Annotated in this window: 18 protein-coding genes; 5 read left to right on the top strand and 13 right to left on the bottom strand. The window is 72.5% G+C overall.

Annotation, left to right across the window (positions count from 1 at the left end; all coding sequences use genetic code 11):
• Positions 1-7 precede the first annotated feature (7 nt).
• Both ACZ4AA_RS00625 and ACZ4AA_RS00620 read right to left on the bottom strand, forming a co-directional pair.
• A complete protein-coding gene (locus ACZ4AA_RS00625) occupies positions 8-1399 on the bottom strand; it encodes an FAD-dependent oxidoreductase (RefSeq protein WP_467593069.1) in 1392 nt (463 codons plus the stop codon).
• 455 nt (positions 1400-1854) lie between these two features.
• Complete coding sequence (locus tag ACZ4AA_RS00620; RefSeq protein ID WP_467593066.1) at positions 1855-2772, bottom strand: TIGR01777 family oxidoreductase; 918 nt, start codon at positions 2770-2772, stop codon at positions 1855-1857.
• 72 nt (positions 2773-2844) lie between these two features.
• Between ACZ4AA_RS00620 and ACZ4AA_RS00615 the strand changes: the two genes are divergently transcribed.
• Positions 2845-3336 (top strand): GNAT family N-acetyltransferase, encoded by a 492-nt coding sequence (locus tag ACZ4AA_RS00615; RefSeq protein WP_467593064.1) that lies wholly within the window; start codon positions 2845-2847, stop codon positions 3334-3336.
• A gap of 79 nt (positions 3337-3415) precedes the next feature.
• On the opposite strand, the gene ACZ4AA_RS00610 is transcribed toward ACZ4AA_RS00615, so the two are convergent.
• Positions 3416-4600, bottom strand: a complete 1185-nt coding sequence (locus ACZ4AA_RS00610; RefSeq protein ID WP_467593061.1) for a MarP family serine protease — start codon at positions 4598-4600, stop codon at positions 3416-3418.
• Between the two features lie 384 nt (positions 4601-4984).
• Between ACZ4AA_RS00610 and ACZ4AA_RS00605 the strand changes: the two genes are divergently transcribed.
• On the top strand, positions 4985-5725 hold the full coding sequence (locus tag ACZ4AA_RS00605; protein ID WP_467595049.1) for a peptidoglycan recognition protein family protein: 741 nt from the start codon (positions 4985-4987) through the stop codon (positions 5723-5725).
• 301 nt (positions 5726-6026) lie between these two features.
• Positions 6027-6194 carry a hypothetical protein gene (locus ACZ4AA_RS00600; protein WP_467593059.1) on the top strand — a complete coding sequence of 56 codons (168 nt, stop codon included), beginning with the start codon at positions 6027-6029 and terminating at the stop codon, positions 6192-6194.
• 21 nt (positions 6195-6215) lie between these two features.
• Here ACZ4AA_RS00600 and ACZ4AA_RS00595 read toward each other — a convergent pair whose 3' ends face one another.
• From ACZ4AA_RS00595 to ACZ4AA_RS00565, 7 genes are all read right to left on the bottom strand, one after another.
• The gene (locus ACZ4AA_RS00595) at positions 6216-6737 is read right to left on the bottom strand and encodes a DUF4240 domain-containing protein (RefSeq protein ID WP_467595046.1); all 522 of its coding nucleotides are present in this window, start codon (positions 6735-6737) and stop codon (positions 6216-6218) included.
• 103 nt (positions 6738-6840) lie between these two features.
• Positions 6841-7824 (bottom strand): helix-turn-helix transcriptional regulator, encoded by a 984-nt coding sequence (locus tag ACZ4AA_RS00590; RefSeq protein WP_467593056.1) that lies wholly within the window; start codon positions 7822-7824, stop codon positions 6841-6843.
• Between the two features lie 132 nt (positions 7825-7956).
• Complete coding sequence (gene aceE, locus ACZ4AA_RS00585; RefSeq protein WP_467593053.1) at positions 7957-10656, bottom strand: pyruvate dehydrogenase (acetyl-transferring), homodimeric type; 2700 nt, start codon at positions 10654-10656, stop codon at positions 7957-7959.
• A gap of 296 nt (positions 10657-10952) precedes the next feature.
• The gene (locus ACZ4AA_RS00580; RefSeq protein ID WP_037623974.1) at positions 10953-11576 is read right to left on the bottom strand and encodes a GntR family transcriptional regulator; all 624 of its coding nucleotides are present in this window, start codon (positions 11574-11576) and stop codon (positions 10953-10955) included.
• Positions 11577-11891: 315 nt separating this feature from the next.
• On the bottom strand, positions 11892-13679 hold the full coding sequence (gene sucB, locus ACZ4AA_RS00575) for a 2-oxoglutarate dehydrogenase, E2 component, dihydrolipoamide succinyltransferase (protein ID WP_467593051.1): 1788 nt from the start codon (positions 13677-13679) through the stop codon (positions 11892-11894).
• 145 nt (positions 13680-13824) lie between these two features.
• Entirely contained in the window at positions 13825-15213 is a 1389-nt protein-coding gene (gene lpdA / locus ACZ4AA_RS00570; protein ID WP_467593049.1) for a dihydrolipoyl dehydrogenase, read from the bottom strand.
• Between the two features lie 315 nt (positions 15214-15528).
• Positions 15529-17055 (bottom strand): leucyl aminopeptidase, encoded by a 1527-nt coding sequence (locus tag ACZ4AA_RS00565; protein WP_467593046.1) that lies wholly within the window; start codon positions 17053-17055, stop codon positions 15529-15531.
• Between the two features lie 346 nt (positions 17056-17401).
• Here ACZ4AA_RS00565 and ACZ4AA_RS00560 point away from each other — a divergent pair, with 346 nt between their 5' ends.
• A complete protein-coding gene (locus ACZ4AA_RS00560; RefSeq protein ID WP_467593044.1) occupies positions 17402-19432 on the top strand; it encodes a hypothetical protein in 2031 nt (676 codons plus the stop codon).
• A gap of 286 nt (positions 19433-19718) precedes the next feature.
• Here the strand turns inward: ACZ4AA_RS00560 and ACZ4AA_RS00555 are convergent, their stop codons facing one another.
• The gene (locus ACZ4AA_RS00555; RefSeq protein WP_467593041.1) at positions 19719-20513 is read right to left on the bottom strand and encodes an adenosylcobinamide-GDP ribazoletransferase; all 795 of its coding nucleotides are present in this window, start codon (positions 20511-20513) and stop codon (positions 19719-19721) included.
• 60 nt (positions 20514-20573) lie between these two features.
• Between ACZ4AA_RS00555 and ACZ4AA_RS00550 the strand changes: the two genes are divergently transcribed.
• Positions 20574-21341 carry a hypothetical protein gene (locus tag ACZ4AA_RS00550; RefSeq protein WP_467593038.1) on the top strand — a complete coding sequence of 256 codons (768 nt, stop codon included), beginning with the start codon at positions 20574-20576 and terminating at the stop codon, positions 21339-21341.
• Here ACZ4AA_RS00550 and ACZ4AA_RS00545 read toward each other — a convergent pair.
• Positions 21278-21979, bottom strand: a complete 702-nt coding sequence (locus ACZ4AA_RS00545) for a hypothetical protein (protein WP_467593036.1) — start codon at positions 21977-21979, stop codon at positions 21278-21280. The genes ACZ4AA_RS00550 and ACZ4AA_RS00545 overlap by 64 nt on opposite strands.
• A gap of 43 nt (positions 21980-22022) precedes the next feature.
• Positions 22023-23819, bottom strand: coding sequence for a phosphatidylglycerol lysyltransferase domain-containing protein (locus tag ACZ4AA_RS00540; RefSeq protein WP_467593034.1), 1797 nt, complete (start codon positions 23817-23819; stop codon positions 22023-22025).
• Between the last annotated feature and the right edge of the window lie 51 nt (positions 23820-23870).

The following is a 23870-nucleotide window of genomic DNA, read 5'->3' as shown; positions in this document are numbered from 1 at the left end:
CGCCGGGTCAGGCGGCGGCCGACTCCAGGGGTTCCGCCAGTGGGACGGCCGGGGTGACCTCCAGGTCCGTCAGGAGGGCGTGGGCGGCCCGCCTGGCCGAGTGCAGCGCGCCCTGCACCGTGCCGGTGTCCCGGTGGTCACCGCACACGTACAGGCCCGCGAGCAGCCGTACGGGGCGCACATCGTGCGGTGGCGGCATCGCCGGGACGGCCTCGGGCTCGTGATGGACCGCCAGCAGTTCCCAGCGGGTCGTCGAGGTGCCGTAGAGGCGGGCCAACTGGGCCCGGACGGTGGCGTCCAGATGGACCGCGGCGGGCGGTGTGCCGAGCACGGTCGAGGAGATCAGCGCACGGCCGGCCGGCGCCCGGGTCGGGTCGACCTGGCTGACGACCGCCGTGTGCGCGACCGGGCCGCTCCGGTCGGCGTCCAGGATCAACGCCGGTTCGGTGAGCGGCGGTTCGTCCGTGGTGTGGTGCAGGACGGTCACCGGATGAAAGGCCGGAACGTGCAGTCCGGGCAGGAACTCGGCGGCGGCGCGTGCCCCTGTCGCCAACAGGATCGCCCGGCAGCGGAGTTCGCCGTGGTCCCGCGTCGTCACCCGGGTCGTGGAGACGGAGGTGACCTCGACGCCCGTGTGCACGGTGCCGGGCGGAAGCGCGGCGGCGAGCAGTTCGGGGAGCGCGTCCGCGCCGCCCTCCGGCAGGCACAGCCGTCCGGTCGCGAAGGAGTGCAGCGAGAGGTCGGCACAACGGCTGGACGTCGTCAGGTCCGGGTCGCACAGCAGGGCCGCGAGGAGGGGGCGCAGAAAGGCGTCGACCGTACGGGCCGGGAGCCCCCGCGTGGTCAGCGAATGCGCGGTGGTGAGGTCGGGGCGGGCGAGCAGGCGCTCCGGCGGAGTGGAGGCGAGACGTGCGAGGGCCGCGCTGAGGCGGGACTGGTCGAGGGGACTGCCGAGCGGTCCGGGGCGGGTGGTGCCGCGCGCGGGTCGCGGCAGCGGAAGCCGGGGGGCGCTCGCGAGGGCGCGCGCGGTGGTGAGTGCGCCCCTCGCGCTCCGGGGTGTGCCGGGCGTGCCCGTGGGGTGGCGGTGGCCGTCGCTGTGCAGCAGCACGCCGGGCGTGAACGGGCACAGGACGAGGCCGCCCAGGCCCGGGGTGAGGCGCAGTTCCGGGTACGAGGTGGACAGGAGCCGGCCGAGCCGGTCCAGTCGGAAGCCGTCGACCTTCTCCGTGGACATACGGCCGCCCACATGGGGGGCGGCCTCCAGGACGGCGGTCCTCAACCCCGCCCCGGTCAGATGACGTGCGGCCGCGAGGCCGGCGACACCGGCTCCCACGACGACGACGTCGACGTCTTCGGTGATCTCCGCCGTGTGCGCGGCGTGGCGTGCGGGCTCTAGCACGTGCCCCTCCTCGAGGTTGCGCGGCCGGTGGGGACGTCATGCCCCCAACACGCTTCTGGAATGCCCGAGTTCGGAACGAGGGTGCGAGGTTCGGCCGCACGGCGGAAGCCGCGCGGCGGCCGTGCACGGGGGCATGGGGGGTGCATGTGCCCCCCCGGCGGGGTGATCGGTCTCGCCGGTGCCGGGCTTCTGGCGCCTCGGGCGGCCGGGCGCGAGACGACGGCGCCACCGCCGCCGGGGCTTGTTCCGGCGCCCGAGGCCCGCGCACCGGGCGGAGGCCTCGGGCGCCCGGCGGATCCGCCGGAAACCGGCCCGTCCGGGGTACCGGGAAGAGTCGTTCACGCGGGGCGCGGCCTTCCGGGACGGCGGGTCCGTCGGCGAGCGGACCACTTGGCGACGGGAGCCGCCGGGACGGGCTCCCGGACCCGAGGCGAAGTCGCGCCGGGGAACGGTCCTCAGCCCAGTGCTGCTCTCAGGGTCGCCTCGAACGACGGGAACGCGAAGGTGAAGCCCGATTCCAGGAGGCGGGTGGGCAGGACCCGCTGGCTGCCCAGGACGTCGTCGGCCATGTCGCCGAGGGCGAGGCGCAGCAGCGGCGCGGGGGCGGTCAGGAGGGTGGGGCGGTGCAGGACGCGGCCCATGGCCGCGGTGATCTCGGCGTTGGTGAGCGGGTCGGGGGCGGTCAGGTTCACCGGTCCCGACAGCGACTCGGTGTCGATGAGGTGCCGGATCGCGGCCACCTCGTCGTGCAGCGAGACCGGACTCCAGTACTGCCGCCCGTTCCCCATCCGCCCCCCGGCCCCCGCCTTGAACAGCGGGATCAGCCGGGCCCAGGCCCCGCCCTCGCGGGCCACCACGAGCCCGGTCCTGGGGATCACCGTCCGCACCCCCGCCTCCTGCGCGGGCGCGGCCGCCTCCTCCCACTCCACGCAGACGGACGGCAGGAACCCGTCCCCGGGCGGCGCGGACTCGTCCACCGCGCGATCGCCCGTGTCGCCGTAGAACCCGATCGCGCTTCCGTTGACGAAGACCCTCGGCGGTTCGTCGAGGGAGGCCACCGCCTCCGCGAGCGTCGCCGTCCCGAGCACCCGGCTGTCCCGGATCATCCGCTTGTACGCACGGGTCCAGGGCCGCCCCGCGACCGGGGCGCCCGCCAGATTGACCACCGCGGCGCAGCCGATGAGTCCCACCGCGTCGATCCGCTGCCGCTGCGGATCCCAGCGGACCTCGTCCGGTGAACGCGGCTCACGGCGCACGAGCCGGACCACCTCGTGCCCCTCGGCGCTCAGCGAGCGCGCCAGCGCGGAGCCGATCAGACCGGACGCGCCGGCGATCACGATGCGGGAACCCGGGGACAGCGGTGAGTCGCTCATGGGTCCATCCTGCCCGCGTCGCCGCCGACTTCACGGAAGGGGCCGCAGCGCGGCGGCCGTACAGTGACCGGTATGTCAGCTGCTCCGCGGATACGCACCGCCACCCTGGACGACGAGGACGAGCTCGGCCGGATCGACCGCGACACCTGGTCCACGCTGCACGCGGTCATGCCGCGCCCGAGGCCGCCGTACGAACCCTTCTACAGCGAGCGGTTCGGCCCCCGGGACCACATCGTCGCCGAGCTCGACGGCAGTCTGGCCGGATACATCCGGATCGGCTTCCCGACCCCGCTGGCGTGCAACGCGCATGTGCGCCAGATCCTCGGACTGGCCGTCGCCGACGAGGCCCGCGGCGCCGGGGTGGGCCGCGCGCTGCTGCGGGCGGCGTGCGACGAGGCCCGCCGCCAGGACGCCCGGCGCATCACCCTGCGCGTGCTCGGCCACAACGCCCCGGCGCGGGGGCTGTACGCGTCCGAGGGGTTCGTCGTCGAGGGGATCCTGCCCGGGGAGTTCCTGCTGGACGGTGTCTATGTGGACGACGTCCTGATGGGGCGCGCTCTCTGACCGGCGCCCGACCCGACACCGGGGCCCCTCTGACCGGCGCCCGGCCCCGGGCCCCCGCCGACCGGTGCCCGGTTCCGGGTCAGGAGGTGACGAGGTGGCCCGTGTCCACGGGGGCCGTGGCGTGTGCCGCCTTCCGGGCGTCGCTCGCGACCTCGTGCGCCGTCAGCACGTACCCCGTCTCGTCGTCCGAGGTCGAGCGGGCGAAGACCACGCCGTAGACCTCGCCGTCGGTGCTGAGGAGCGGACCGCCGGAGTTGCCGGGCCGCACGGTCGAGCGGATCGAGTAGATCTCGCGGGTGACCGTGCCCGTGTTGTAGATGTTCTGGCCCGTCGCGTTGATGCGGCTCGCCACGGTGGCCGCCTGGAGGTCGAGACCGCCGTCCTGCGGATAGCCGGCGACCACGGCGGAGTCCCCGCGCGAGGCGACCCCGTCGAAGTGCAGGACGGGGGCCCGCAGAGCCGGCACGTACAGGACGGCGACATCCTTCTGCGGATCGAAGAGGACCACCCGCGCCTGGTACGGGCGGCCGACCCCGCCCACCCGCACGGTCGGCCGGTCGATGCCGGCGACCACGTGCGCGTTGGTCATCACGCGGTGCGGGGCGTAGACGAAGCCGCTGCCCTCCCGGCCCTGGTTGCCCGAGGCGCCCTCGACCTTCACGGTGCTCACCTTGGCCGCGTTCGTCGCGGAGGGCGTGACACTGTCCCCCGTGGGCTTGGCGACCCCGGCCGTCGGTTCGTTCTCGAAGGGGTTGAAGACCTGCGGGAAGCCCGCCTCCGTGAGGGCCGAGGTCGCACGCGAGAACCAGGTCGGCGTGGTCTCCGGCATCGAGTTCTGCACGGCGCCCAGCAGCGCCGAGTTGCGGATCGACTGCGTCACCACCGTCGAGGACGACGCCCCGAGGACGCTCGCGGCGACCCAGGCCACCAGCAGCACGGCCAGGGTGTTCGCGGCGGCGCCGCCGACCCCGTCGGCCACCCGCAGCGGTCCCTGGTCCAGCTCGCGGCGCAGCTTCAGCGCCAGCCGCCCGGCCAGCTCATGGCCCACCACGGCGGGCACCAGCACCGTGAGGACCGCCGTGACCGTCGCCGCCTGCGTCCCCGCCGTGACCAGCTCCATCACCCACGGCAGCACCCATACGCCGATGACGGCGCCGCCCACGAAGCCCGCCAGCGAGACACAGCCGGCCACCAGGCCGCGGCGGTACCCGGACGCCGCGTAGACCAGGATGACCAGCATCAGCAGGAGGTCGAGAACGTCCACGGAGCCGCCTTTCTCTAGGGCCCCTTAGTACGCGTCGGGCGGGCCCGGTGATCAGCCACGCGCGTTCCGTGCCGTGGAAACGGCCATACCCGTGGACCTGTAGAAACGTCCCGGACACGCACGATGGTTCCACCAGGTGGCACACCACACATCGCGGCCCGCGCGGATCCGGGTCAGGGTGGCTCCATGCGTGTCTTCCGGAAGCCGCGGGGGCCTCGAATACGGAGCGGGGAACGAACGGCCCGCCCCGTCCGGCACGGGCGCCACGGACGGCCGGGGCCCCGGGCCGGCGAGAGCCGCACCGGACCCTGGCGCGCGGCCCGCGCCTCCCTGCGCGCCGGCGTGCGCCGGAGCGTGCCGGCGGGCATACCGCGACCGGTGCTCGTGCTCCTCGCGTGCGTGCCCGGTCTGCTCGCCGTCCTGGCACTGGTGCTGTGCGCGGCCGGAGCGGACCGTACGACGGCTCGCGCCCCCGCCCCGCCGCCGGTCGCGGCCAGAATCGTCGTTCCCCGGACCGTCGCCATGCCCCCCATCGTGCCGCGGTCGAAATGGCTCGACTCCGCCACGACACGCGAGCAGCCCCCGCCCCGCTACGACGACCGGGTCGTGGCGGTCTTCATCCATCACACCGACTCGCCGAACGGCTACGACTGCGCGGACGTGCCCCGCATCATCCGTGACGTGTACGCGGGCCAGACGGGCGCCAAGGACTGGGACGACATCGGCTACAACTTCCTCGTCGACCGCTGCGGCACGATCTACGAGGGCCGCGCGGGCGGGGTCGGCCGGCCCGTCACCGGGGCGCACACGCAGGGCTTCAACCACCGCACCGCCGGGATCGCCGCCATCGGCACGTTCACGGCCGGATCGCCGGTGCCGAAGGCGATGACCGACGCGATCGCCCGTCTCGTGGCCTGGAAGCTCGGGCTCGCGGGCGTGGACCCCCGGGGCACGGTCCGCCTCGTCTCCAGCAACAGCCTCAGCCGCTTCGCGGCGGGCACCGCCGTCGTGCTCTCCACCGTCTCCGGCCACGACGCGGCCTTCATGACCCGGTGCCCGGGCGCCGCCCTCAGCGCCCGCCTCCCCGAGATCCGTGCCCTCGCGGCCCGCATCCAGGGCCGCTGAGCGCCCGGCGCCGCCCGTTCACAGGAACACCTCGCCCGGCTCACAGAGTCCCCAGAGCCGGGCGCCCTACCGTCCCCGTACGGCGCCGCACGGCGTCGTAGGCGCCGACCTGAGGCGGGGACCATGAGGATCAGTCGTACGGGGCCCGCGCGCCGCGCGGGGAGCGGGGCGCACGGGGCCCGCGCGCCGCGCGGGGAGCGGGGCGCACGCGGGGCGCACCGGGGGCGGGCAGGGCGCGGGGGCCGCGGAGCCGTCCGGTGTCCGGGTGGCGCCGCGGGGGCCGTGGGCGGTGGTGTGTGCCGTGGTGACCGTCGTCCTCGGCCCGGCGGCGGTCACGGCGTCCGCGCTGGACCAGGCCAACGCGGCCCCGCAGCACCACACCGCGCGAGCCGAGGGCCGGCCGGCGTACCTCCCCGCGGACCGGACGCGTCCGCCGGCCGTACCCCGGGGCCGCACGGGCACGCCCTGACCGGCTCGTCGGTCCGGCCGGTCAGTCCTCCCTGAACCGCTCCCACAGCTTGGGATAGCGCTCCGCGATCACCGAGTCGTTCTCGAACGCGAGCGGGGCGCCCTCGGGCTCGGCGGGCGCGGCCGGGATGCCCAGGGCGGGCGCGACGGCACCGGTCAGCTGCTCGTAGGCCTCGTCGGCCGCGTAGCCCAGCTCCTCGCCGTCACCGTCGATCTCCTCGTCGAAGTCGTCCAGCAGCTCGGCGAGCGTGTCGGGGTCGTGCATCGCCCCCTCGAAGACGTCCCGGCCCTGGCCGATCAGCCAGCACCGGAAGAAGTCGAAGGCGTCGTCGCTGGCCCCGTCGAGCAGCAGCCAGGCCGCGCCCCACAGATCCCAGCGGTAGGCGCGGTTGTAGCGGGACTCGAAGTGCCGGGCGAAGTCCAGGACGGAGTCCGGGTCCAGCTGGACGAGCCGCTCGACGAGCAGATCCGCCTGTTCCTCGGGATCTCCCTCGGCAGTCTCGCGGGTCGTGTCCACCAGCTGCCAGAACTCAGTCTCGTCCATCACGGGTCAAGCATCGGGCCTGGGCGGGAGGGGCGCACGTGGAGTGGCGCAGATTGTTATGCATGCACATGCCGAAGGTAAAACCGCCGGGTTCCTACGGATCTCAAGCGGTCGGGGACCGGTAGAGCGCCGCCACCCCGGCCGCGTCCCGCCCGCAGCGCTCCCGCAGGGCCGCCGGGGCGAGCACCTCGACCTCCGGACCGAGCCCCCGCAGCTGCATCCGGGCCACCTCCTCGGACTCGACCGGCAAGGTGAGCGTCACCCGGCCCCGCCCGTCGGGGGCACCGGCCGTGCCGAGCCCCTCCTCGGCGGACACGGGACCGACGGCGTACGGCAGCTGTCGCACACCCTCGGGGGAGAGCCGTACGACGATCTCGGACCGCAGGACGGACCGGGCGAACTCCTCGGCCCGCTCCTCCCAGAACGCCGGCAGGTCGAACCCCTCGTCCCGCCTGAACCGCTCCGGGGAGGGGTCGACGGCCGTGAACCGGTCGATCCTGTAGACCTGGAAGACCTCCGTGTCCGCCACGCGCGCGCACAGGTACCAGAGCCCGGCCTTCAGGACGAGCCCGTACGGTTCGAGCGCCCGCTCCACCTCGGCCGCGCCGCGCCGGTAGCGCGCGAGGACCGGGCGGTCGTCCCACACCGCGGCCGCGAGCTCGGGCAGCAGCTCGGGCGTCGGCGGCTCGCTGAACCAGGCCGGAGCGTCCAGATGGAAGCGCTGCGCCGCCGACCGCGAGGCGTCCCGCACGGAGGGCAGCAGCGCCGCCGACACCTTCAGCCGGGCCGCCGAGGCCGTGTCCTTCAGGCCCATGTCGCGCAGCGCCCCCGGCACCCCGCTCAGGAACAGCGCCTCCGCCTCACTGCGCGCCAGTCCCGTCAGCCGTGTGCGGTACCCGCCGATCAGGCGGTAGCCCCCGGCCCGGCCACGGTCGGCGTAGACCGGGATCCCCGCCTCCGACAGGGCCTGCGCGTCCCGGGCGACCGTGCGCTCGGACACCTCCAGCTCCCGCGCCAGCTCGGCGGCGGTCATCGACGCGCGGGTCTGGAGCAGCAGCACCATCCTGATCAGACGAGCGGCACGCATGGGTTCATGATGCCGGGCACCACCGACAACGCGGAGGACCGGCGGCGCCCCCGCGAGGCTGCGGGGGCGCCGGAAAAGCGAGAAGGGGCACGGCGTCCGCCGTACCCCTTCTCCGGGTTCATGCCCCGGGCACTACAGGCCGTAGCGCTCCCGGGCCTCCTTCACCGCCGACGCCTTGACCTCACCGCGGCGGGCGAGCTGCGCCAGCGCCGCGACGACGATCGACTGCGCGTCCACGCCGAAGTGGCGGCGGGCCGCCTGGCGGGTGTCGGAGAGACCGAAGCCGTCGGCACCGAGCGAGGACCAGTCCTGCTCGACCCACTGCGCGATCTGGTCCGGGACCTGGCGCATGTAGTCGGAGACCGCGAGCACCGGACCCTCGGCGCCGTGCAGCGCCTGGCGGACGAACGGCACCCGCTCCTCGCCGCGCAGCAGGGCCGCGTCGGCCTCCAGCGCTTCACGGCGCAGCTCGGTCCAGGAGGTCGCGGACCACACGTCGGCGGCCACGCCCCACTCCTCGGCGAGCAGCTTCTGCGCCTCCAGCGTCCAGTGGATCGCCGTGCCGGAGCCGAGGAGCTGGATGCGCGGAGCGTTCGCCGCGGCCACGTTCAGGCCCGCCGACTCCGCCGTGTTGAAGCGGTACAGGCCCTTGAGGATGCCCTCGTCGACACCGGCCGGCTTGGCCGGCTGCGGCATCGGCTCGTTGTAGACGGTCAGGTAGTAGAAGACGTCCTGGTCCTCGCCCGGGGCCGCCTCGCCGTACATCCGGCGCAGACCGTCCTTGACGATCGCCGCGATCTCGTACGCGAACGCCGGGTCGTAGGACAGGGCCGCCGGGTTCGTGGCGGCGATGACCGGGGAGTGGCCGTCGGCGTGCTGGAGGCCCTCACCGGTCAGGGTCGTACGGCCCGCCGTGGCACCGACCAGGAAGCCGCGGCCGAGCTGGTCGCCCAGCTGCCACATCTGGTCGGCCGTGCGCTGCCAGCCGAACATCGAGTAGAAGATGTAGAAGGGGATCATCGTCTCGCCGTGCGTGGAGTACGCGGTGGACGCGGCGATGAAGTCCGCCATGGAACCGGCCTCGGTGATCCCCTCGTTGAGGATCTGGCCGTCCTTGGCCTCCTTGTAGTACATCAACTGGTCGCGGTCGACCGGCTCGTACGTCTGGCCCTTGGGCGAGTAGATGCCCAGCGACGGGAAGAGCGACTCCATACCGAAGGTACGGGCCTCGTCCGGGACGATCGGCACCCAGCGGCGGCCGGTCTGCTTGTCGCGGACCAGGTCCTTGACGAGACGGACGAACGCCATCGTGGTCGCGAGGTTCTGCGTGCCGGAGCCCTTGTCGAAGGACGCGAACGTCTTGTCGGCGGGGGCCGGCAGCGGGGCCACGGCGTGCGTGCGGCGGGCCGGGGCCGGACCGCCGAGGGCCGCGCGGCGCTCCTGGAGGTAGCGGACCTCGGGGGCGTCGGCGCCCGGGTGGCCGTAGGGGACCACTCCGTCGACGAACTGGCTGTCGGAGATGGGCAGTTCGAGCAGATCACGCATCTGCTTGAACTCGTCCACCGACAGCTTCTTCATCTGGTGGTTGGCGTTCTTCGACGCGAAGCCCTCGCCGAGGGTGTGACCCTTGACCGTCTGGGCCAGGATCACCGTCGGCGCGCCCTTGTGGGACACGGCGGCGCGGTAGGCCGCGTACACCTTGCGCGACTCGTGGCCGCCGCGCGAGACGCGGAAGCACTCGATGATCTTGTCGTCGCTCAGCAGCTTCGCCATCTCGACGAGCGCCGGGTCGGAGCCGAAGAAGTCCTGGCGGATGTAGGCGGCGTCGCGGGTCTGGTACGTCTGCACCTGCGCGTCGGGTACCTCGCGCAGACGGCGGACGAGCGCGCCCGTGGTGTCGAGCTGGAACAGCTCGTCCCAGGCCGAGCCCCACAGCGACTTCACGACGTTCCAGCCGGAACCGCGGAACCGGGCCTCCAGCTCCTGCACGATCTTGAAGTTCGCGCGGACCGGGCCGTCGAGACGCTGGAGGTTGCAGTTGATGACGAAGGTCAGGTTGTCCAGACCCTCGCGGGAGGCGAGCGTGAGTGCCGCCGTCGACTCCGGCTCGTCCATCTCGCCGTCACCGAGGAAGGCCCACACGTGGGACTGCGAGACGTCCTTGATGCCACGGCTGGTCAGATAGCGGTTGAAGCGGGCCTGGTAGATCGCCGACAGCGGGCCGAGGCCCATGGAGACGGTCGGGAACTCCCACAGCCAGGGCAGCCGGCGCGGGTGCGGGTACGACGGGAGGCCGTTGCCGCCCGACTCCTGGCGGAAGTTGTCCAGGTGCCGCTCGGTCAGCCGGCCGTCGAGGAAGGCGCGGGCGTAGATGCCGGGCGAGGCGTGGCCCTGGATGAAGAGCTGGTCGCCCGACCCGTCACCCTCCTTGCCCTTGAAGAAATGGTTGAAGCCGGTCTCGTAGAGCCAGGCCGCGGAGGCGAAGGTGGCGATGTGGCCGCCGACGCCGTGCTTCGCGCCCCGGGTCACCATCGCGGCCGCGTTCCAGCGGTTCCACGCGGTGATCCTGGCCTCCATCGCCTCGTCGCCGGCCGCGGAGGGCTCGGCGGCGGTGGGGATGGTGTTGACGTAGTCGGTCTCGAGCAGCTTGGGCAGCGCGAGACCGTTGCCCTCGGCGCGCTCCAGCGTGCGGCGCATCAGGTACGCGGCACGGTGCGGCCCGGCCGCCTGGGTGACGGCGTCCAGGGAGGCCTGCCACTCGGCGGTCTCCTCGGGGTCGCGGTCCGGGAGCTGGTCGAGCTCGCTCGGCTGGATTGCGGTGGGGTCGGTCATTGCGCCGCCTTCCGGATGCGGAGGGGGGTTCCCTCATCGGCAAGGGGTTTTCGGGGGGTGCCCTTGGTCTATGGCAGGACAGGGCGGCGGGCTCTTGTGGGAGCCCGTCGAGGACTGTAACCCCCTGATCGATGATCGATCAAAGGAATCCGGGGGAAATCCTCTTCAGATCGGAAAGTCGGCACGGGGTGCCTTGCCGTCAGGCACCGGGTGCCGTGAAAAGGGAGGGTTTTCGCAGGTGGGAGCACGGTTGAGCGGGGGAGTGCTCCCCTGCGCCGACGGCGCAGGCGCTTTCCTCAGGGGCGCGGGGCGCAGCCGAGGACGTGGGCCTTGACGAGGTCGGCGATCAGCGGGTCGCGCCGCCGGAAGGCGTCCACGAGGGCCTCGTGCTCCTCCGCGTACGACTGCTGCACGGTCCCGAGCCAGCGGATGGACAGGGCCGTGAAGACCTCGATGCCCAGGCCCTCCCAGGTGTGCAGGAGGACGGAGTTGCCCGCCGCCCGGACCAGCTCGCGGTGGAAGCCCACGGTGTGCCGGACCTGGCCGGTCCCGTCGGCCAGCCGGTCGGCCTCGTACAGGGCCGCCACGTGCGGCTCCAGGGCCGAGCAGTCCTCCGCCAGCTTCCCCGCCGCCAGCTCCGCCGCGATGGCCTCCAGACCGGCGCGGACGGGGTAGCTCTCCTCCAGGTCGGCCGCCGTCAGGTTCCGCACCCGGACGCCCTTGTTCGGCGCCGACTCGATCAGCCGCAGCGACTCCAGCTCGCGCAGCGCCTCGCGCACCGGGGTCTGGCTGACCTCCAGCTCGGTGGCGATCCGCCGCTCCACGATCCGCTCGCCCGGCTTCCAGCGCCCGCTGACGATCCCCTCCACGATGTGCTCGCGGATCTGTTCGCGCAGCGAGTGGACGACGGGCGCGGTCATGAAGGCTCCTTCGGGAGGGGCGGCGGGACCCCGGGGCTTGACCTCTAGACAATAAGGCCGGGGGCCGGTCGGTGAGGGGCGCATGGCGGCGCTTTCCCGCAGGTGAGACGAGACTTACACGCTGTCAGAGTGTTCCCGTCCGTACGGGTTCGTACCGGGTGAAGTCCGGATTCGTGCCGTCGATGTGATCGCGGAGGACGGGGCGCGGCGGAAGATCGGCGGCCGGGGGAACCGGGTGCGGCGGAAACACCTCACCCCCGTCCGGAGCTCCGGACGGGGGTGAGGTGTCTGCGTGCCGTGTACGGGCGGCGCGGGTTACAGGCCGAGCTCGACCTCGAACTCGCCCGCCTCCAGGATCGCCTTGACCGCGGTCAGGTAGCGGGCGGCGTCGGCGCCGTCCACCAGACGGTGGTCGTAGGAGAGCGTCAGGTAGGTCATGTCGCGGACACCGATCACGGTGCCCTCCTCCGTCTCGATGACGGCGGGACGCTTGACCGTGGCACCGATGCCGAGGATCGCGACCTGGTTCGGCGGCACGATGATCGTGTCGAAGAGCGCGCCGCGCGAGCCGGTGTTGGAGATGGTGAAGGTCGCGCCGGTCAGCTCGTCCGGGGTGATCTTGTTCGCCCGGACCTTGCCCGCCAGGTCGGCGGTCGCCTTCGAGATGCCGGCGATGTTCAGGTCGCCCGCGCGCTTGATGACCGGGGTCATCAGGCCCTTCTCCGAGTCCACCGCGATACCGATGTTCTCGGTGTCGAAGTAGGTGATCGTGCCCTCGTCCACGTTGATCCGGGCGTTGACGGCCGGGTGGGCCTTCAGCGCCTGGGCCGCGGCCTTCACGAAGAACGGCATCGGGGAGAGCTTGACGCCCTCGCGGGCCGCGAAGGAGTCCTTCGCCTGCGCGCGGAGCTTCATCAGGCGGGTGATGTCGACCTCGACGACCGAGGACAGCTGCGCCTGCTCGTGCAGGGCCTTCACCATGTTGTCGCCGATGACCTTGCGGATGCGGGTCATCTTGACGGTCTGGCCGCGCAGCGGGGAGACCTCCAGGGCCGGCGCCTTCTTGGCGGCGGCGGCCGGGGCCGCGGCGGCCGGAGCCTGGGCGGCGGAGGCGGCCTTCGCGGCCTCGGCGGCGGCGAGGACGTCCTGCTTGCGGATACGGCCACCGACACCGGTGCCCTTGACGGCGGCCAGGTCGACGCCGTTCTCGGCGGCGAGCTTGCGCACCAGCGGGGTCACGTACGCGCCGTCGTCACCGGCGGTCGCGGCGAGCGCCGGGGCCGGGGTGACGGGGGCGGGCGCGGCCACCGGCGCGGGGGCCGGAGCCGGAGCGGCGGGCGCGGCCGGCTGGACCGGAGCCGGGGCGGCGGCGGCCGGGGCGGCCGGAGCAGCCGGGGCCGGAGCGGGGGCGGCGGGAGCCGGGGCGGCCGGAGCCGGAACAGCGGGGGCGGCCGGGGCGGCGGCGGCCGGAGCGGCACCGGGAGCACCGATGACGGCCAGCTTCGCGCCGACCTCGGCGGTCTCGTCCTCGCCGACCACGATCTCCAGCAGCACGCCGGCGACCGGCGCGGGGATCTCGGTGTCGACCTTGTCCGTGGAGACCTCGAGCAGGGGCTCGTCCTCCGCGACCTCCTCGCCGACCTGCTTCAGCCAGCGGGTGACGGTGCCCTCGGTGACCGACTCGCCCAGCGCGGGCAGTACGACGTCGGTGCCGGAGGCGCCACCGGCCGGAGTGGCGGGGGCGGCCGGAGCAGCAGGAGCGGCCGGGGCCGCGGGGGCCTCGGCGACCGGGGCGGGGGCGGCCGGAGCTGCGGCCGGGGCCTCGGCGGCGGCGGGAGCGGGGGCGGCGGCGGCGGGCGCGCCCGTGCCGTCGTCGATGACGGCCAGCTCGGCGCCGACCTCGACGGTCTCGTCCTCGGCGACCTTGATGGACGCCAGGATGCCGGCGGCGGGGGAGGGGATCTCGGTGTCGACCTTGTCCGTCGACACCTCCAGCAGCGGCTCGTCGGCCTCGACGCGCTCGCCCTCGGCCTTCAGCCAGCGGGTGACAGTGCCCTCGGTGACGCTCTCACCGAGTGCCGGAAGGGTTACGGAAACCGGCATGGTTTCTGTGGCTCCTTATTGGGTCTCCCCTGCTCGGCCGGGGCCGAGAGCCAGGGGAAGTGCGGAAGTCTGTGGTCGTCGTCGAGCCCTGCTCGACGCGGTGACTGGAACGGCGGGCGGCCGGGGAAACCCCCGGCCGGGCCGGTCAGTCGTGCGCGTGCAGCGGCTTGCCCGCGAGCGCGAGGTGGGCCTCGCCGAGCGCCTCGTTCTGCGTCGGGTGGGCGTGGATGAGCTGGGCGACCTCGGCCGGCAGCGCTTCCCAGTTGTAGATCAGCTGGGCTTCGCCGACCTGCTCGCCCATGCGGTCGCCGACCATGTGGACGCCGACCACGGCACCGTCCTTCACCTGGACGAGCTTGATCTCGCCCGAGGTGTTGAGGATCTTGCTCTTGCCGTTGCCCGCGAGGCTGTACTTCAGGGCGACGACCTTGTCCGCGCCGTAGATCTCCTTGGCCTTGGCCTCGGTGATGCCGACGGAGGCGACCTCGGGGTGGCAGTACGTCACGCGCGGGACGCCGTCGTAGTCGATCGGGACGGTCTTCAGACCGGCCAGCCGCTCCGCGACCAGCATGCCCTCGGCGAAGCCGACGTGGGCGAGCTGGAGCGTCGGGACGAGGTCGCCGACGGCGGAGACGGTGGGCACGTTCGTGCGCATGTACTCGTCGACCAGGACGTAGCCGCGGTCCATCGCGACGCCCTGCTCCTCGTAGCCGAGACCGGCCGAGACCGGGCCGCGGCCGACGGCGACGAGCAGGACCTCGGCCTCGAACTCCTTGCCGTCGGCGAGGGTGACCTTGACACCGTTCTGGGTGTACTCGGCCTTCGAGAAGAAGGTGCCCAGGTTGAACTTGATGCCACGCTTGCGGAACGCGCGCTCAAGAAGCTTGGAGGAGTTCTCGTCCTCGACCGGGACGAGGTGCTTGAGGCCCTCGATCACCGTCACCTCGGCACCGAAGGACTTCCACGCCGAGGCGAACTCGACGCCGATGACGCCGCCGCCCAGGATGATCGCGGACTGCGGGACGCGGTCCAGGACGAGCGCGTGGTCCGAGGAGATGATGCGGTTGCCGTCGATCTCCAGGCCCGGCAGCGACTTCGGCACGGAGCCGGTCGCCAGGAGCACGTGGCGGCCCTGGATCCGCTGGCCGTTCACGTCGACGGAGGTCGGGGAGGACAGGCGGCCCTCACCCTCGATGTACGTCACCTTGCGGGACGCGATGAGACCCTGGAGACCCTTGTACAGGCCCGAGATGACCCCGTCCTTGTACTTGTGGACGGCGGGTACGTCGATGCCCTCGAAGGTGGCCTTGACGCCGAACTGCGCGCTCTCGCGGGCCTGGTCGGCGATCTCGCCCGCGTGCAGCAGGGCCTTCGTGGGGATGCACCCGCGGTGCAGGCAGGTACCGCCGACCTTGTCCTTCTCGATCAGGGCGACGTCCAGGCCCAGCTGCGCTCCGCGCAGCGCCGCGGCGTAACCGCCGCTACCGCCGCCGAGGATCACTAGGTCGAAAACGGTGCTGGCGTCGTTCGCCACGTCACGTCCTCCATGCATGTGCGCCGTTACGCCGGGCACCTTCGTCCCTTGCGGGTGGTTGACCGGTCGGTCGGCTGGTGTCCGGCCGCTCTTTCTACGGCCCTGTGGTGGGGGCCCTGTCCTGCCGAGAACCCATCTTCGCACTTGTCGAGGGCGAGCGAGACGCCGGGCCGGTGTGTGCGGCGTCTGATCCATCACGTCGACGGGGTGCGGAGCGGGGTGAACCTGCGGATTTCGTCGAGGGCGAAACCTCCGTTGGGCCAAACGAGCGGCCCCGGGCGCGTGGACGCCCGGGGCCGCCTGCCGTACGAGGACTCAGCCCAGGTCGCCGGCCGCCGTCAGCTCGGCGAGGCGGACCAGGGTGCGGACCGCGGAACCGGTGCCGCCCTTGGGGGTGTAGCCGAACGGGCCGGCCTCGTTGAACGCGGGGCCCGCGATGTCCAGGTGCGCCCACGTGATGCCCTCGCCCACGAACTCGCGCAGGAACAGGCCGGCGACCAGGCCGCCGCCCATGCGCTCGCCCATGTTGGCGATGTCGGCGGTGGGGGAGTCCATGCCCTTGCGCAGGTGCTCGGGCAGCGGCATCGGCCAGGACTCCTCGCCGACCTCCTCGGCGGCCTCGACGATCGAGGCGCGGAACGCGTCGTCGTTGGCCATCACGCCGAAGGTGCGGTTGCCGAGCGCCAGCACCATGGCGCCGGTCAGCGTCGCCACGTCGACGATCGCGTCCGGCTTCTCCTCGGACGCCTTCCACAGCGCGTCCGCCAGGACCAGCCGGCCCTCGGCGTCGGTGTTCAGCACCTCGACGGTCTTGCCGCTGTACATGCGCAGCACGTCACCCGGACGGGTGGCCGAGCCGGACGGCATGTTCTCGGCGAGCGCGAGCCAGCCCGTGACGTTGACGTCGAGGCCGAGGCGCGCGGCGGTGACCACGGCGGCGAACACCGCGGCGGCGCCGGCCATGTCGCACTTCATCGTCTCGTTGTGGCCGGCCGGCTTGAGCGAGATGCCGCCCGAGTCGTAGGTGATGCCCTTGCCGACGAAGGCGAGGTGCTTCTTGGCCTTGGAGGAGGTGTACGACAGCTTCACCAGGCGCGGACCGGCGGCCGAGCCGGCGCCGACGCCGAGGATGCCGCCGTAGCCGCCCTTGACCAGGGCCTTCTCGTCGAGGACCTGCACCTTGATGCCGTGCTCCTTGCCGGCCGCGGTGGCGACGGCGGCGAAGGACTCCGGGTTGAGGTCGTTCGGCGGGGTGTTCACGAGGTCGCGGGCGCGGTTGAGCTCCTCGGTCACGGCGGTGGCGCGCGCCAGGGCCGCCTTGTACGCCGCGTCCCGGGGCTTGCCGCCGAGGACGGTCACCTCGCCGAGGGGGCCCTTGCGGCCCTTGGCGGCCTCGTCGCGGCCCGCCTCCTTGTAGGCGTCGAAGCCGTACGCGCCCAGGCGGGCGCCCTCGGCGACGGCACCGGCGTCGGCGGCGTCCGAGACCGGCAGCGCGAACGCGGCCTTCTTGGCACCGGCGAGCGCGCGGGCGGCGACACCGGCGGCGCGGCGCAGTGCCTCCGCGTCGTAGCCGGCCTCGTCCTCCGGGACCGCTCCCAGGCCGACGGCCACCACGACGGGGGCCTTGAAACCGGACGGCGCGGGGAGCTTGGTCACCTCGCCCTCGGAACCGGAGGCTCCGAGGGTCTCCAGGATTCCGGCGAGCCCGCCGTCGTACGCCTTGTCCACGGCCTCGGCGCCCGGTGCGACGACCGGGCCCTTGGGGCCCTTCGCGACACCGACGACGATCGCGTCGGCCCGCAGACCGGACGCTGCGGCGGTGCTGAGAGTGAGAGCAGTCACGGTGGTGAGATCTCCGCTTCCATTGAAAGTTCGTGTGGCCGAGAAGGGGTGGGTCGACCGGGCCCGACGGCTGACCCTAGATCCGTCCTCGGGGGCGGTCCTTGCCGGGGCCCCCGAAGGGCCGGGCCGGTACCCGGGACGAGCCTACGCTCGGGGCCGGGTTTCGCTCATTTCTACGGACGTTCACCCACAGGTGGCGCCGTCCATGATTCTCGCCCCTCACTCCTGGTGACCTGAGACACACTCATCGTGTTCAGTGGGCATGCCGCCCACTGCTTTGCACGATTTCCACAGATTCCCCATGGTTTCCACCCGTGGGGGATGCTCGAGGGGGAGAAAGCTACATATGGCACAGAGTCTGCTTCGGTGGAGAGGGACGGCTGCCGTCCTGGGGGCCGCCGGACTTCTGGCGCTGGGCATGGGGGCACCGGGTGCGTCCGCGGCGGCCACGCCGCGGATCGATCTCAAGGTCCTGGTCGTGGACAACGGCGCGGGCCAGGTCGGAGCCATCACCGCGGAGCTGAGGAACGAGGGTGTCCCGTACACCACGGTCAATCTGGGCGACGCGAACCGCCCGACCATCAACGCGACGTTCCTGAGCGACACCGTGAGCGGCGCCCCGCGCGCCAAGTACCAGGGTGTCGTCCTGCCGAACGAGGCACCTTTCGGCGCGGGTTCGGCCGAACAGACCGCTCTGGAGGCTTACGAGAAGACATTCGGCATCCCGCAGGTCGACGCCTACACCTGGGCCCACCCGGAGGTCGGTCTCGACTACACCAGCGAGAACGGCGGCTGGTCCGGTGTGCTGGACGGCCAGACCACCCAGGTCACCGCGGCGGGCACGACCGGCCCGTTCCGCTACCTCGACGGACCGCTGACCTTCGAGGACAACGACCCCGCCGTCCAGGAGACCTACGGCTACGCGGCCCACCCGAGGGACGGGTTCACCAGCTACCTGAACGCGCCCTCCGGCGGTTCGATGCTCGGCCAGTACGAGCACGACGGGCGCCGCGAACTCGTGGTGACCTTCGCCTACAACCAGTACCAGAAGCAGTTCAAGGTCCTGGCGCGCGGCATCGTCGACTGGCTCACCCAGGGCGTGCACCTCGGCCAGGCCAGGAACTACTTCTCCGTCCACGTCGACGACGTCTTCGCGTCCGACGCCCGCTGGGACTCGCAGCGCAACTGCACCCCGGGCGACATCGACTGCGCGGGCAGCGACGGCGAGGACTCCACCACGCCGATCCGGATGACCGCCGCCGACGCCGCCTACGCCGCCCAGTGGGAGGCCGACCACGGGTTCACGCTCGACATGGTCTTCAACGCGGGCGCGGGGGAGGAGTGGAAGTCCGAGAACGGCGGCACCGACGCCCTCACGGACCGGCTGCTCGCCGACAAGGCCAAGTTCCGCTGGATGAACCACACCTACACGCACCTGTTCCTCGGCTGCGTCCAGGACACCACGACCGTCCCCTGGACCTGCTCGAAGAACGCCGACGGCTCCACGAAGTGGGTCAGCCGGTCCGACATCTCCGCGCAGATCTCGGACAACAACAACTGGGCGGCCTCCCACGGCCTTTCCACCGACCGCACCGAGCTGGTGACCGGCGAGCACTCGGGTCTCAAGACGCTGCCCCAGCAGCCCGTCGACAACCCCAACCTCGCGCGCGCCCTCTCCGCGAACGGCGTCAAGTGGACCGGGTCCGACAACTCCCGTGAGCCCGAGCAGCGTTCGGTCGGCAACGGCGTGATGACCGTCCCGCGCTACCCGATGAACATCTACTACAACACCGGCACACCCGAGGAGATGGCCGACGAGTACAACTACATCTACAGCTCCAAGGCCGACGGCGGCAGCGGCGTGTGCGAGAACAGCGCGACGTCCACCTGTCTGCCGGCCCCGCTGAACACGGCCACCGGCTACGCGGACTACATCGTCCCGACCGAGGCGCGCACCGCGCTCGGGCACGCCATCGGCAACGACCCGCGTCCGCACTACGTCCACCAGGCCAACCTGGCCGAGGGCCGCGTCCTGTACCCGGTCCTGGACAAGGTGCTCGCCGACTACAAGGCGATCTACGCGGACAACGCCCCGCTCCAGAACCCCCGTCAGAGCGCCATCGGTACGGAGCTCCAGCGCCGCGCCGACTGGCAGACGGCCCTGGCGAGCGGCAGGGTCACGGCCTACCGGATCGGCAACAAGGTCACCGTCACCGCCCCGAACGGGACGCAGATCCCGGTGACCGTGCCCGACGGGACCACCAAGCAGCTCACGCTCGGCACCGCCGCGTTCGGCACCCCGTACGCGGGTGAGCGCAACGAGTGGACCACGCCGGAGCTCCTTCAGTCCGCCGTCAAGCTGAACCTGCCCGCCTAGGCGCGCATCACCGCGGCTCGCGACGCGCACCCCGGCCGGGAACGGCCGGGGTGCGCGTCCGAGCCGTGCGACCGGGAGCCGCCCGCTCCGGGCCTCCTCGGCACGGCCGACGCGCGGCTGCGGACCCGCCGTTGCGCCCCGCGCCGGCACGCCGGAACCGTCGCCCACGCGCTCCTCGAACCGGGCGGCGCCGTCCTGCGCGGTCCCCGGCACCGGAGACCTTTCCTGGGGCACCCTGCCCCAGGGTCTGGCCCACGGCCTTGCCCACGCCCCCTGAAAGCGCCGGTCAGCCGAGCGAGAACACCACGAGCGCGGTCGTCGCCGCCGTCTCGGCCAGGCCGCCGAACACATCGCCGGTGATCCCGCCGAACCGCCTGGTGCAGTGCCGCAGCAGCACTTCGGCGGCCAGGCAGGCGAGAGCCACCGCCACGGCCGCGCGCACGATCTCGTACGTCCCGACGAGCGCGCCGGCGCCCGCCGCCACCGCCGTCAGGGCCACCGCCACCAGCAGCGCGCCGCGCACCGGCACGGTGCCCGCGACCGCCGCGCCCAGACCCTCGGGCCGGGCCGCGGGCACCCCGGTGCGGGCGGCGAGCGTCAGGGCGAGCCGGGCCGCCGCCGCCGAGACGACGGCCGCGAGGACACCCCGGCCCCACGAGGCCTCGTAGGCCTGCGCGAGTGCGGCCACCTGGGCGAGCAGGACGAACAGGAGGGTGATCACGCCGAACGGGCCGATGTCCGACTGCTTCATGATCCGCAGCGCGTCCTCGGCGGGCTTCGCGCTGCCCAGCCCGTCCGCGGTGTCGGCGAGACCGTCGAGGTGCAGACCCCGGGTGAGCGCGGCCGGTACGGCGGCGGTGGCCACGGCCGCGAGCAGCGGGCCCGAGCCCATGGCCAGCAGCGCCACACCCGCCAGCGCCGCGCCCGCCCCGACCACCAGACCGGCCAGCGGGGCGCACAGCATCCCGCCGCGCGCCGCGTCGCGGTCCCAGCGGGTCACCTTCACGGGGAGCACGGTGAGCGTGCCGAAGGCGAAGCGCAGGCTGTCGGGCAACGAGGGCCCGGAGGCGGTCTTGGACATCGGCGCAGGCTACCCGGACGCCCGGAGGGCGGATACGGCGGCGCTGGATAAAGTTCACATATGGGTCATTGGTTGTATCGGAACATCGTCGAGCCCGGAAAGCTCCCCCTGTTTCTGGCGCTGGCCTCGTTCGTGGTGACCTTCGTGGTCACCCGGATCATCGTGCGGATGATCCGCGCCGGCAAAGGGCCCTTCGGCAACGTCAAGGCCGGTGATCTGCACATCCACCACGTGGTCCCCGGGGTCGTGCTCACGGTGATCGGCGGCTTCGGCGCGGTCGCCGGCAGCCGCTACGGATTCTGGCCCTGTGTGAGCGCGGTCGTGTTCGGCATCGGGACCGGCCTCGTGCTCGACGAGTTCGCGCTGATCCTGCACCTCGACGACGTCTACTGGAGCGAGGACGGACGCAAGAGCGTCGAGGTCGTGGTGGTCACGGCGGCCCTCGTCGGCCTGATGCTCAGCGGCTTCTCGCCCTTCGGCGTCAACGACGTCGGCAACCAGGAGGCGCAGGACCGGGCCAGCGCGATCGTGACCATCGTCCTGAACTTCTTCTTCGCGCTGCTCACCCTGAGCAAGGGCAAGGCCCGCACGGCGATCTTCGGGGTGATCGTCCCCTTCATCGCCCTCGTCGGCGCCGTCCGGCTGGCCAAGCCCGCCTCGCCGTGGGCCAGGCGCTTCTACCGGAACCGGCCGCGGGCCCGCGCCCGGTCCCGGCTGCGCTCCTACCGGCACGACCGCCGCTGGTCGGGCCCCGCCCGCAGGGTTCAGGAGTGGATCGGCGGCAAACCCGACCCGGCGGCCGCGCGCTCCCTGCCCGAACGGCGGTGACGCACCGCCGAGAGAGCGCACACCACGAACACCGCGGCGATCGCCGCCAGATGCTCCTTGCCCGCCAGGTTGTCCTTGACGATCACCTCGGCCACCATCGCCCCGATCACGATGCCCGCCGTCACGTACGCCCGGTAGCGCCAGCCCAGGAACACCGCGAGACCCACCACCGCCGCCGACGGGCCGGTGTCGACGACCAGCGCGTCCGCGCCCGGCAGCCCCAGCGGACGGTGCGGGCCCAGCGCGATGCCGACGCGCGCGTACAGCGTCCCGGCCAGCGTGGCGACGTACGCGACGACGAGCGTGCGCCACCAGCCCAGGCAGATCTCGGCGATCCCGAAGACGATGAGGATCTGCGCGAGAGCGCCCCACACCGGCAGATCCAGCGCGGGCACGAACAGCGAGAGAGGGGTGCGCAGCAGGGCGAGCCACAGCGGGTCCTCGGCCCGGACGGCGCCGGTGTTCTGCACGAACCGATAGCCCCAGGACTGGTTCTGGACGAACTGGAGGACGGCCGTCAGACCCACCGCGGCGAGGGTCATCGGGACCGCCCGCGGGCCCCTCGCCCACAGGGCCCGGCGCACGGTCGCGTACAGCAGACCCCACTCGGCCCGGACCCAGCGGGCGAGTGCGCTCATCCGGTGGCCCCCACGGTTCTCCTCACGCCGGCCCCCGCCGGTCTCATCTGTGTGACTCCAGGTGCTTGCGGTGCAGCCATTTCGGCAGCCCCGGCGCCTCCAGGAACCCCTCGGCGCGCGCGGACGCGACCCCGATGCGCAGCAGGTCCGCGCTCTTCTCGAAGAGCAGGAACCGCGGCTCCCAGATGGGCCGGTACTTGGCGTTGGCCCGGTACAGCGACTCGATCTGCCACCAGCGGGAGAAGAAGCTGAGCAGTGACCGCCACAGCCGCAGCACCGGACCCGCGCCGAGACGCGCCCCACGTTCGAAGACCGAACGGAACATGGCGAAGTTGAGCGAGACCTGAGTGATCCCGATCTCTCCGGCGCGCCGCAGGAGTTCGATCACCATGAACTCCATGAGCCCGTTCTCCGCGTCGCGGTCGCGCCGCATCAGATCGAGGGAGAGCCCGCCGGGCCCCCAGGGCACGAAGGACAGCACCGCCCTCAACTCGCCCTCGGAGTCAGTGCATTCGAGCATCACGCACTGTCCGTCCTCGGGGTCGCCGAGCCGTCCGAGGGCCATGCTGAATCCCCGCTCGGTCGCGCCGTCGCGCCAGTCGTCCGCGCGCTGGAGCAGATACGCCATCTCGGCGGCCGGGATGTCCTCGTGGCGCCGGATGCGCACCCGGTAACCGGCCCGCCTGACCCGGTTGTAGGCCTGCCGGACGGTCCGCATGGCCCGCCCCTCCAGGGTGAACTCGGCGGTCTCGACGAGGGCTTCGTCGCCCAGCTCCAGGGCGTCGAGCCCGTGCCGGGAGTAGACCGTGCCGGCCTCCTCGCTCGCGCCCATCACCGCCGGGATCCAGCCGTGCTCACGGGCCTCGGCGAGCCAGGGCTCGATGGCGCCTGGCCAGGCCTCGGGGTCGCCGATGGGGTCGCCGCCCGCCAGGGAGACCCCGCCCACCACCCGGTACGCCACCGCCGCCTTGCCGGTGGGAGACCAGACCACGCTCTTCTCCCGGCGCAGTGAGAAGTAGCCCAGCGAGTCCCGGTCGCCGTTGCGGTCGAGCAGTTCCCGCAGCCGCTTCTCGTCGTCCTCGGTGAGCGGGTCGACGGCGCGCCGGGAGCGGAAGGCCGCGTAGAGGACGGCGAGCACCAGCAGGGTGCTGAGCACGTTGACCGAGACGTTGACCCAGTTCGGTGTGGCGATCCCGGGATAGTGGGAGCCGTCGGCGGCGACCGAGACGAGCCGCAGGGTGCCGTAGCGCCAGCGGTCCAGGAAGGTCGAACGGTGCGCGTCGTGCGCGTGGTTGGTGACCGTGACCAGCAGCGCGGCCAGCAGCGAGGTGACCAGCAGCCCCCCGACCGCCACGACCGCGGCGAGCTTCGGGTTCGACCGGTCGCCCTTGGCGTAGAACTCGCGGCGCCCGGCGGCCAGGGAGCCCACGAAGGCCGCGGTCAGGACGAGGGAGACCCAGTTCTGCGCGTACTGGCGGATCTCGGGGAACGCCATCGCGACGCCGAACAGCAGCAGGAACAGCCCGCTGAGCACGGAGTTGAGGATCCAGGCGGCCCGCTTGCGCCGTCGCATGGTGATGGCCAGGAACATCGTGAACACACCGGAGGCGAAGCCCGCGGTCAGCAGATAGGGCGTGAAGTAGTTCTCGGTGTTGTGCCGGCGCACGTCCTGCCCGAGCGACACCCAGGCCGCGCTCAGAAAGTTGATGAACGTGACCGCGCGCAGGTACCACACGGCGAAGGCCGCGGACCGCCGCGAGGCGGCCGTGGACCGCCGGTCCCCGTCACTCCGGCGGGCCGACGCCCGTCCCTGGTCAGCGGCAATTCGGGCATCTCCCATAAAGGGCGATGATATGGGTCAAAACGCCCACAAAGATTCAGCCCCTCCGGC

Source organism: Streptomyces sp. NPDC024698, from assembly GCF_055559015.1.
Note: the sequence above shows the minus strand (reverse complement) of the source record. Positions and strands in the feature narration are given on the sequence as shown.

What these genes read in the sequence shown, in the direction of transcription:
- ACZ4AA_RS00560 (WP_467593044.1), top strand. Translation starts at nt 17,402, where the DNA reads ATGGCACAGAGTCTGCTTCGGTGGAGAGGGACGGCTGCCGTCCTGGGG.
- ACZ4AA_RS00620 (WP_467593066.1), bottom strand. Translation starts at nt 2,772, where the DNA reads ATGAGCGACTCACCGCTGTCCCCGGGTTCCCGCATCGTGATCGCCGGC.
- aceE (WP_467593053.1), bottom strand. Translation starts at nt 10,656, where the DNA reads ATGACCGACCCCACCGCAATCCAGCCGAGCGAGCTCGACCAGCTCCCG.
- ACZ4AA_RS00580 (WP_037623974.1), bottom strand. Translation starts at nt 11,576, where the DNA reads ATGACCGCGCCCGTCGTCCACTCGCTGCGCGAACAGATCCGCGAGCAC.
- sucB (WP_467593051.1), bottom strand. Translation starts at nt 13,679, where the DNA reads ATGCCGGTTTCCGTAACCCTTCCGGCACTCGGTGAGAGCGTCACCGAG.
- ACZ4AA_RS00540 (WP_467593034.1), bottom strand. Translation starts at nt 23,819, where the DNA reads ATGGGAGATGCCCGAATTGCCGCTGACCAGGGACGGGCGTCGGCCCGC.
- ACZ4AA_RS00545 (WP_467593036.1), bottom strand. Translation starts at nt 21,979, where the DNA reads ATGAGCGCACTCGCCCGCTGGGTCCGGGCCGAGTGGGGTCTGCTGTAC.
- ACZ4AA_RS00590 (WP_467593056.1), bottom strand. Translation starts at nt 7,824, where the DNA reads ATGCGTGCCGCTCGTCTGATCAGGATGGTGCTGCTGCTCCAGACCCGC.
- ACZ4AA_RS00550 (WP_467593038.1), top strand. Translation starts at nt 20,574, where the DNA reads ATGGGTCATTGGTTGTATCGGAACATCGTCGAGCCCGGAAAGCTCCCC.
- ACZ4AA_RS00595 (WP_467595046.1), bottom strand. Translation starts at nt 6,737, where the DNA reads ATGGACGAGACTGAGTTCTGGCAGCTGGTGGACACGACCCGCGAGACT.
- ACZ4AA_RS00555 (WP_467593041.1), bottom strand. Translation starts at nt 20,513, where the DNA reads ATGTCCAAGACCGCCTCCGGGCCCTCGTTGCCCGACAGCCTGCGCTTC.
- ACZ4AA_RS00615 (WP_467593064.1), top strand. Translation starts at nt 2,845, where the DNA reads ATGTCAGCTGCTCCGCGGATACGCACCGCCACCCTGGACGACGAGGAC.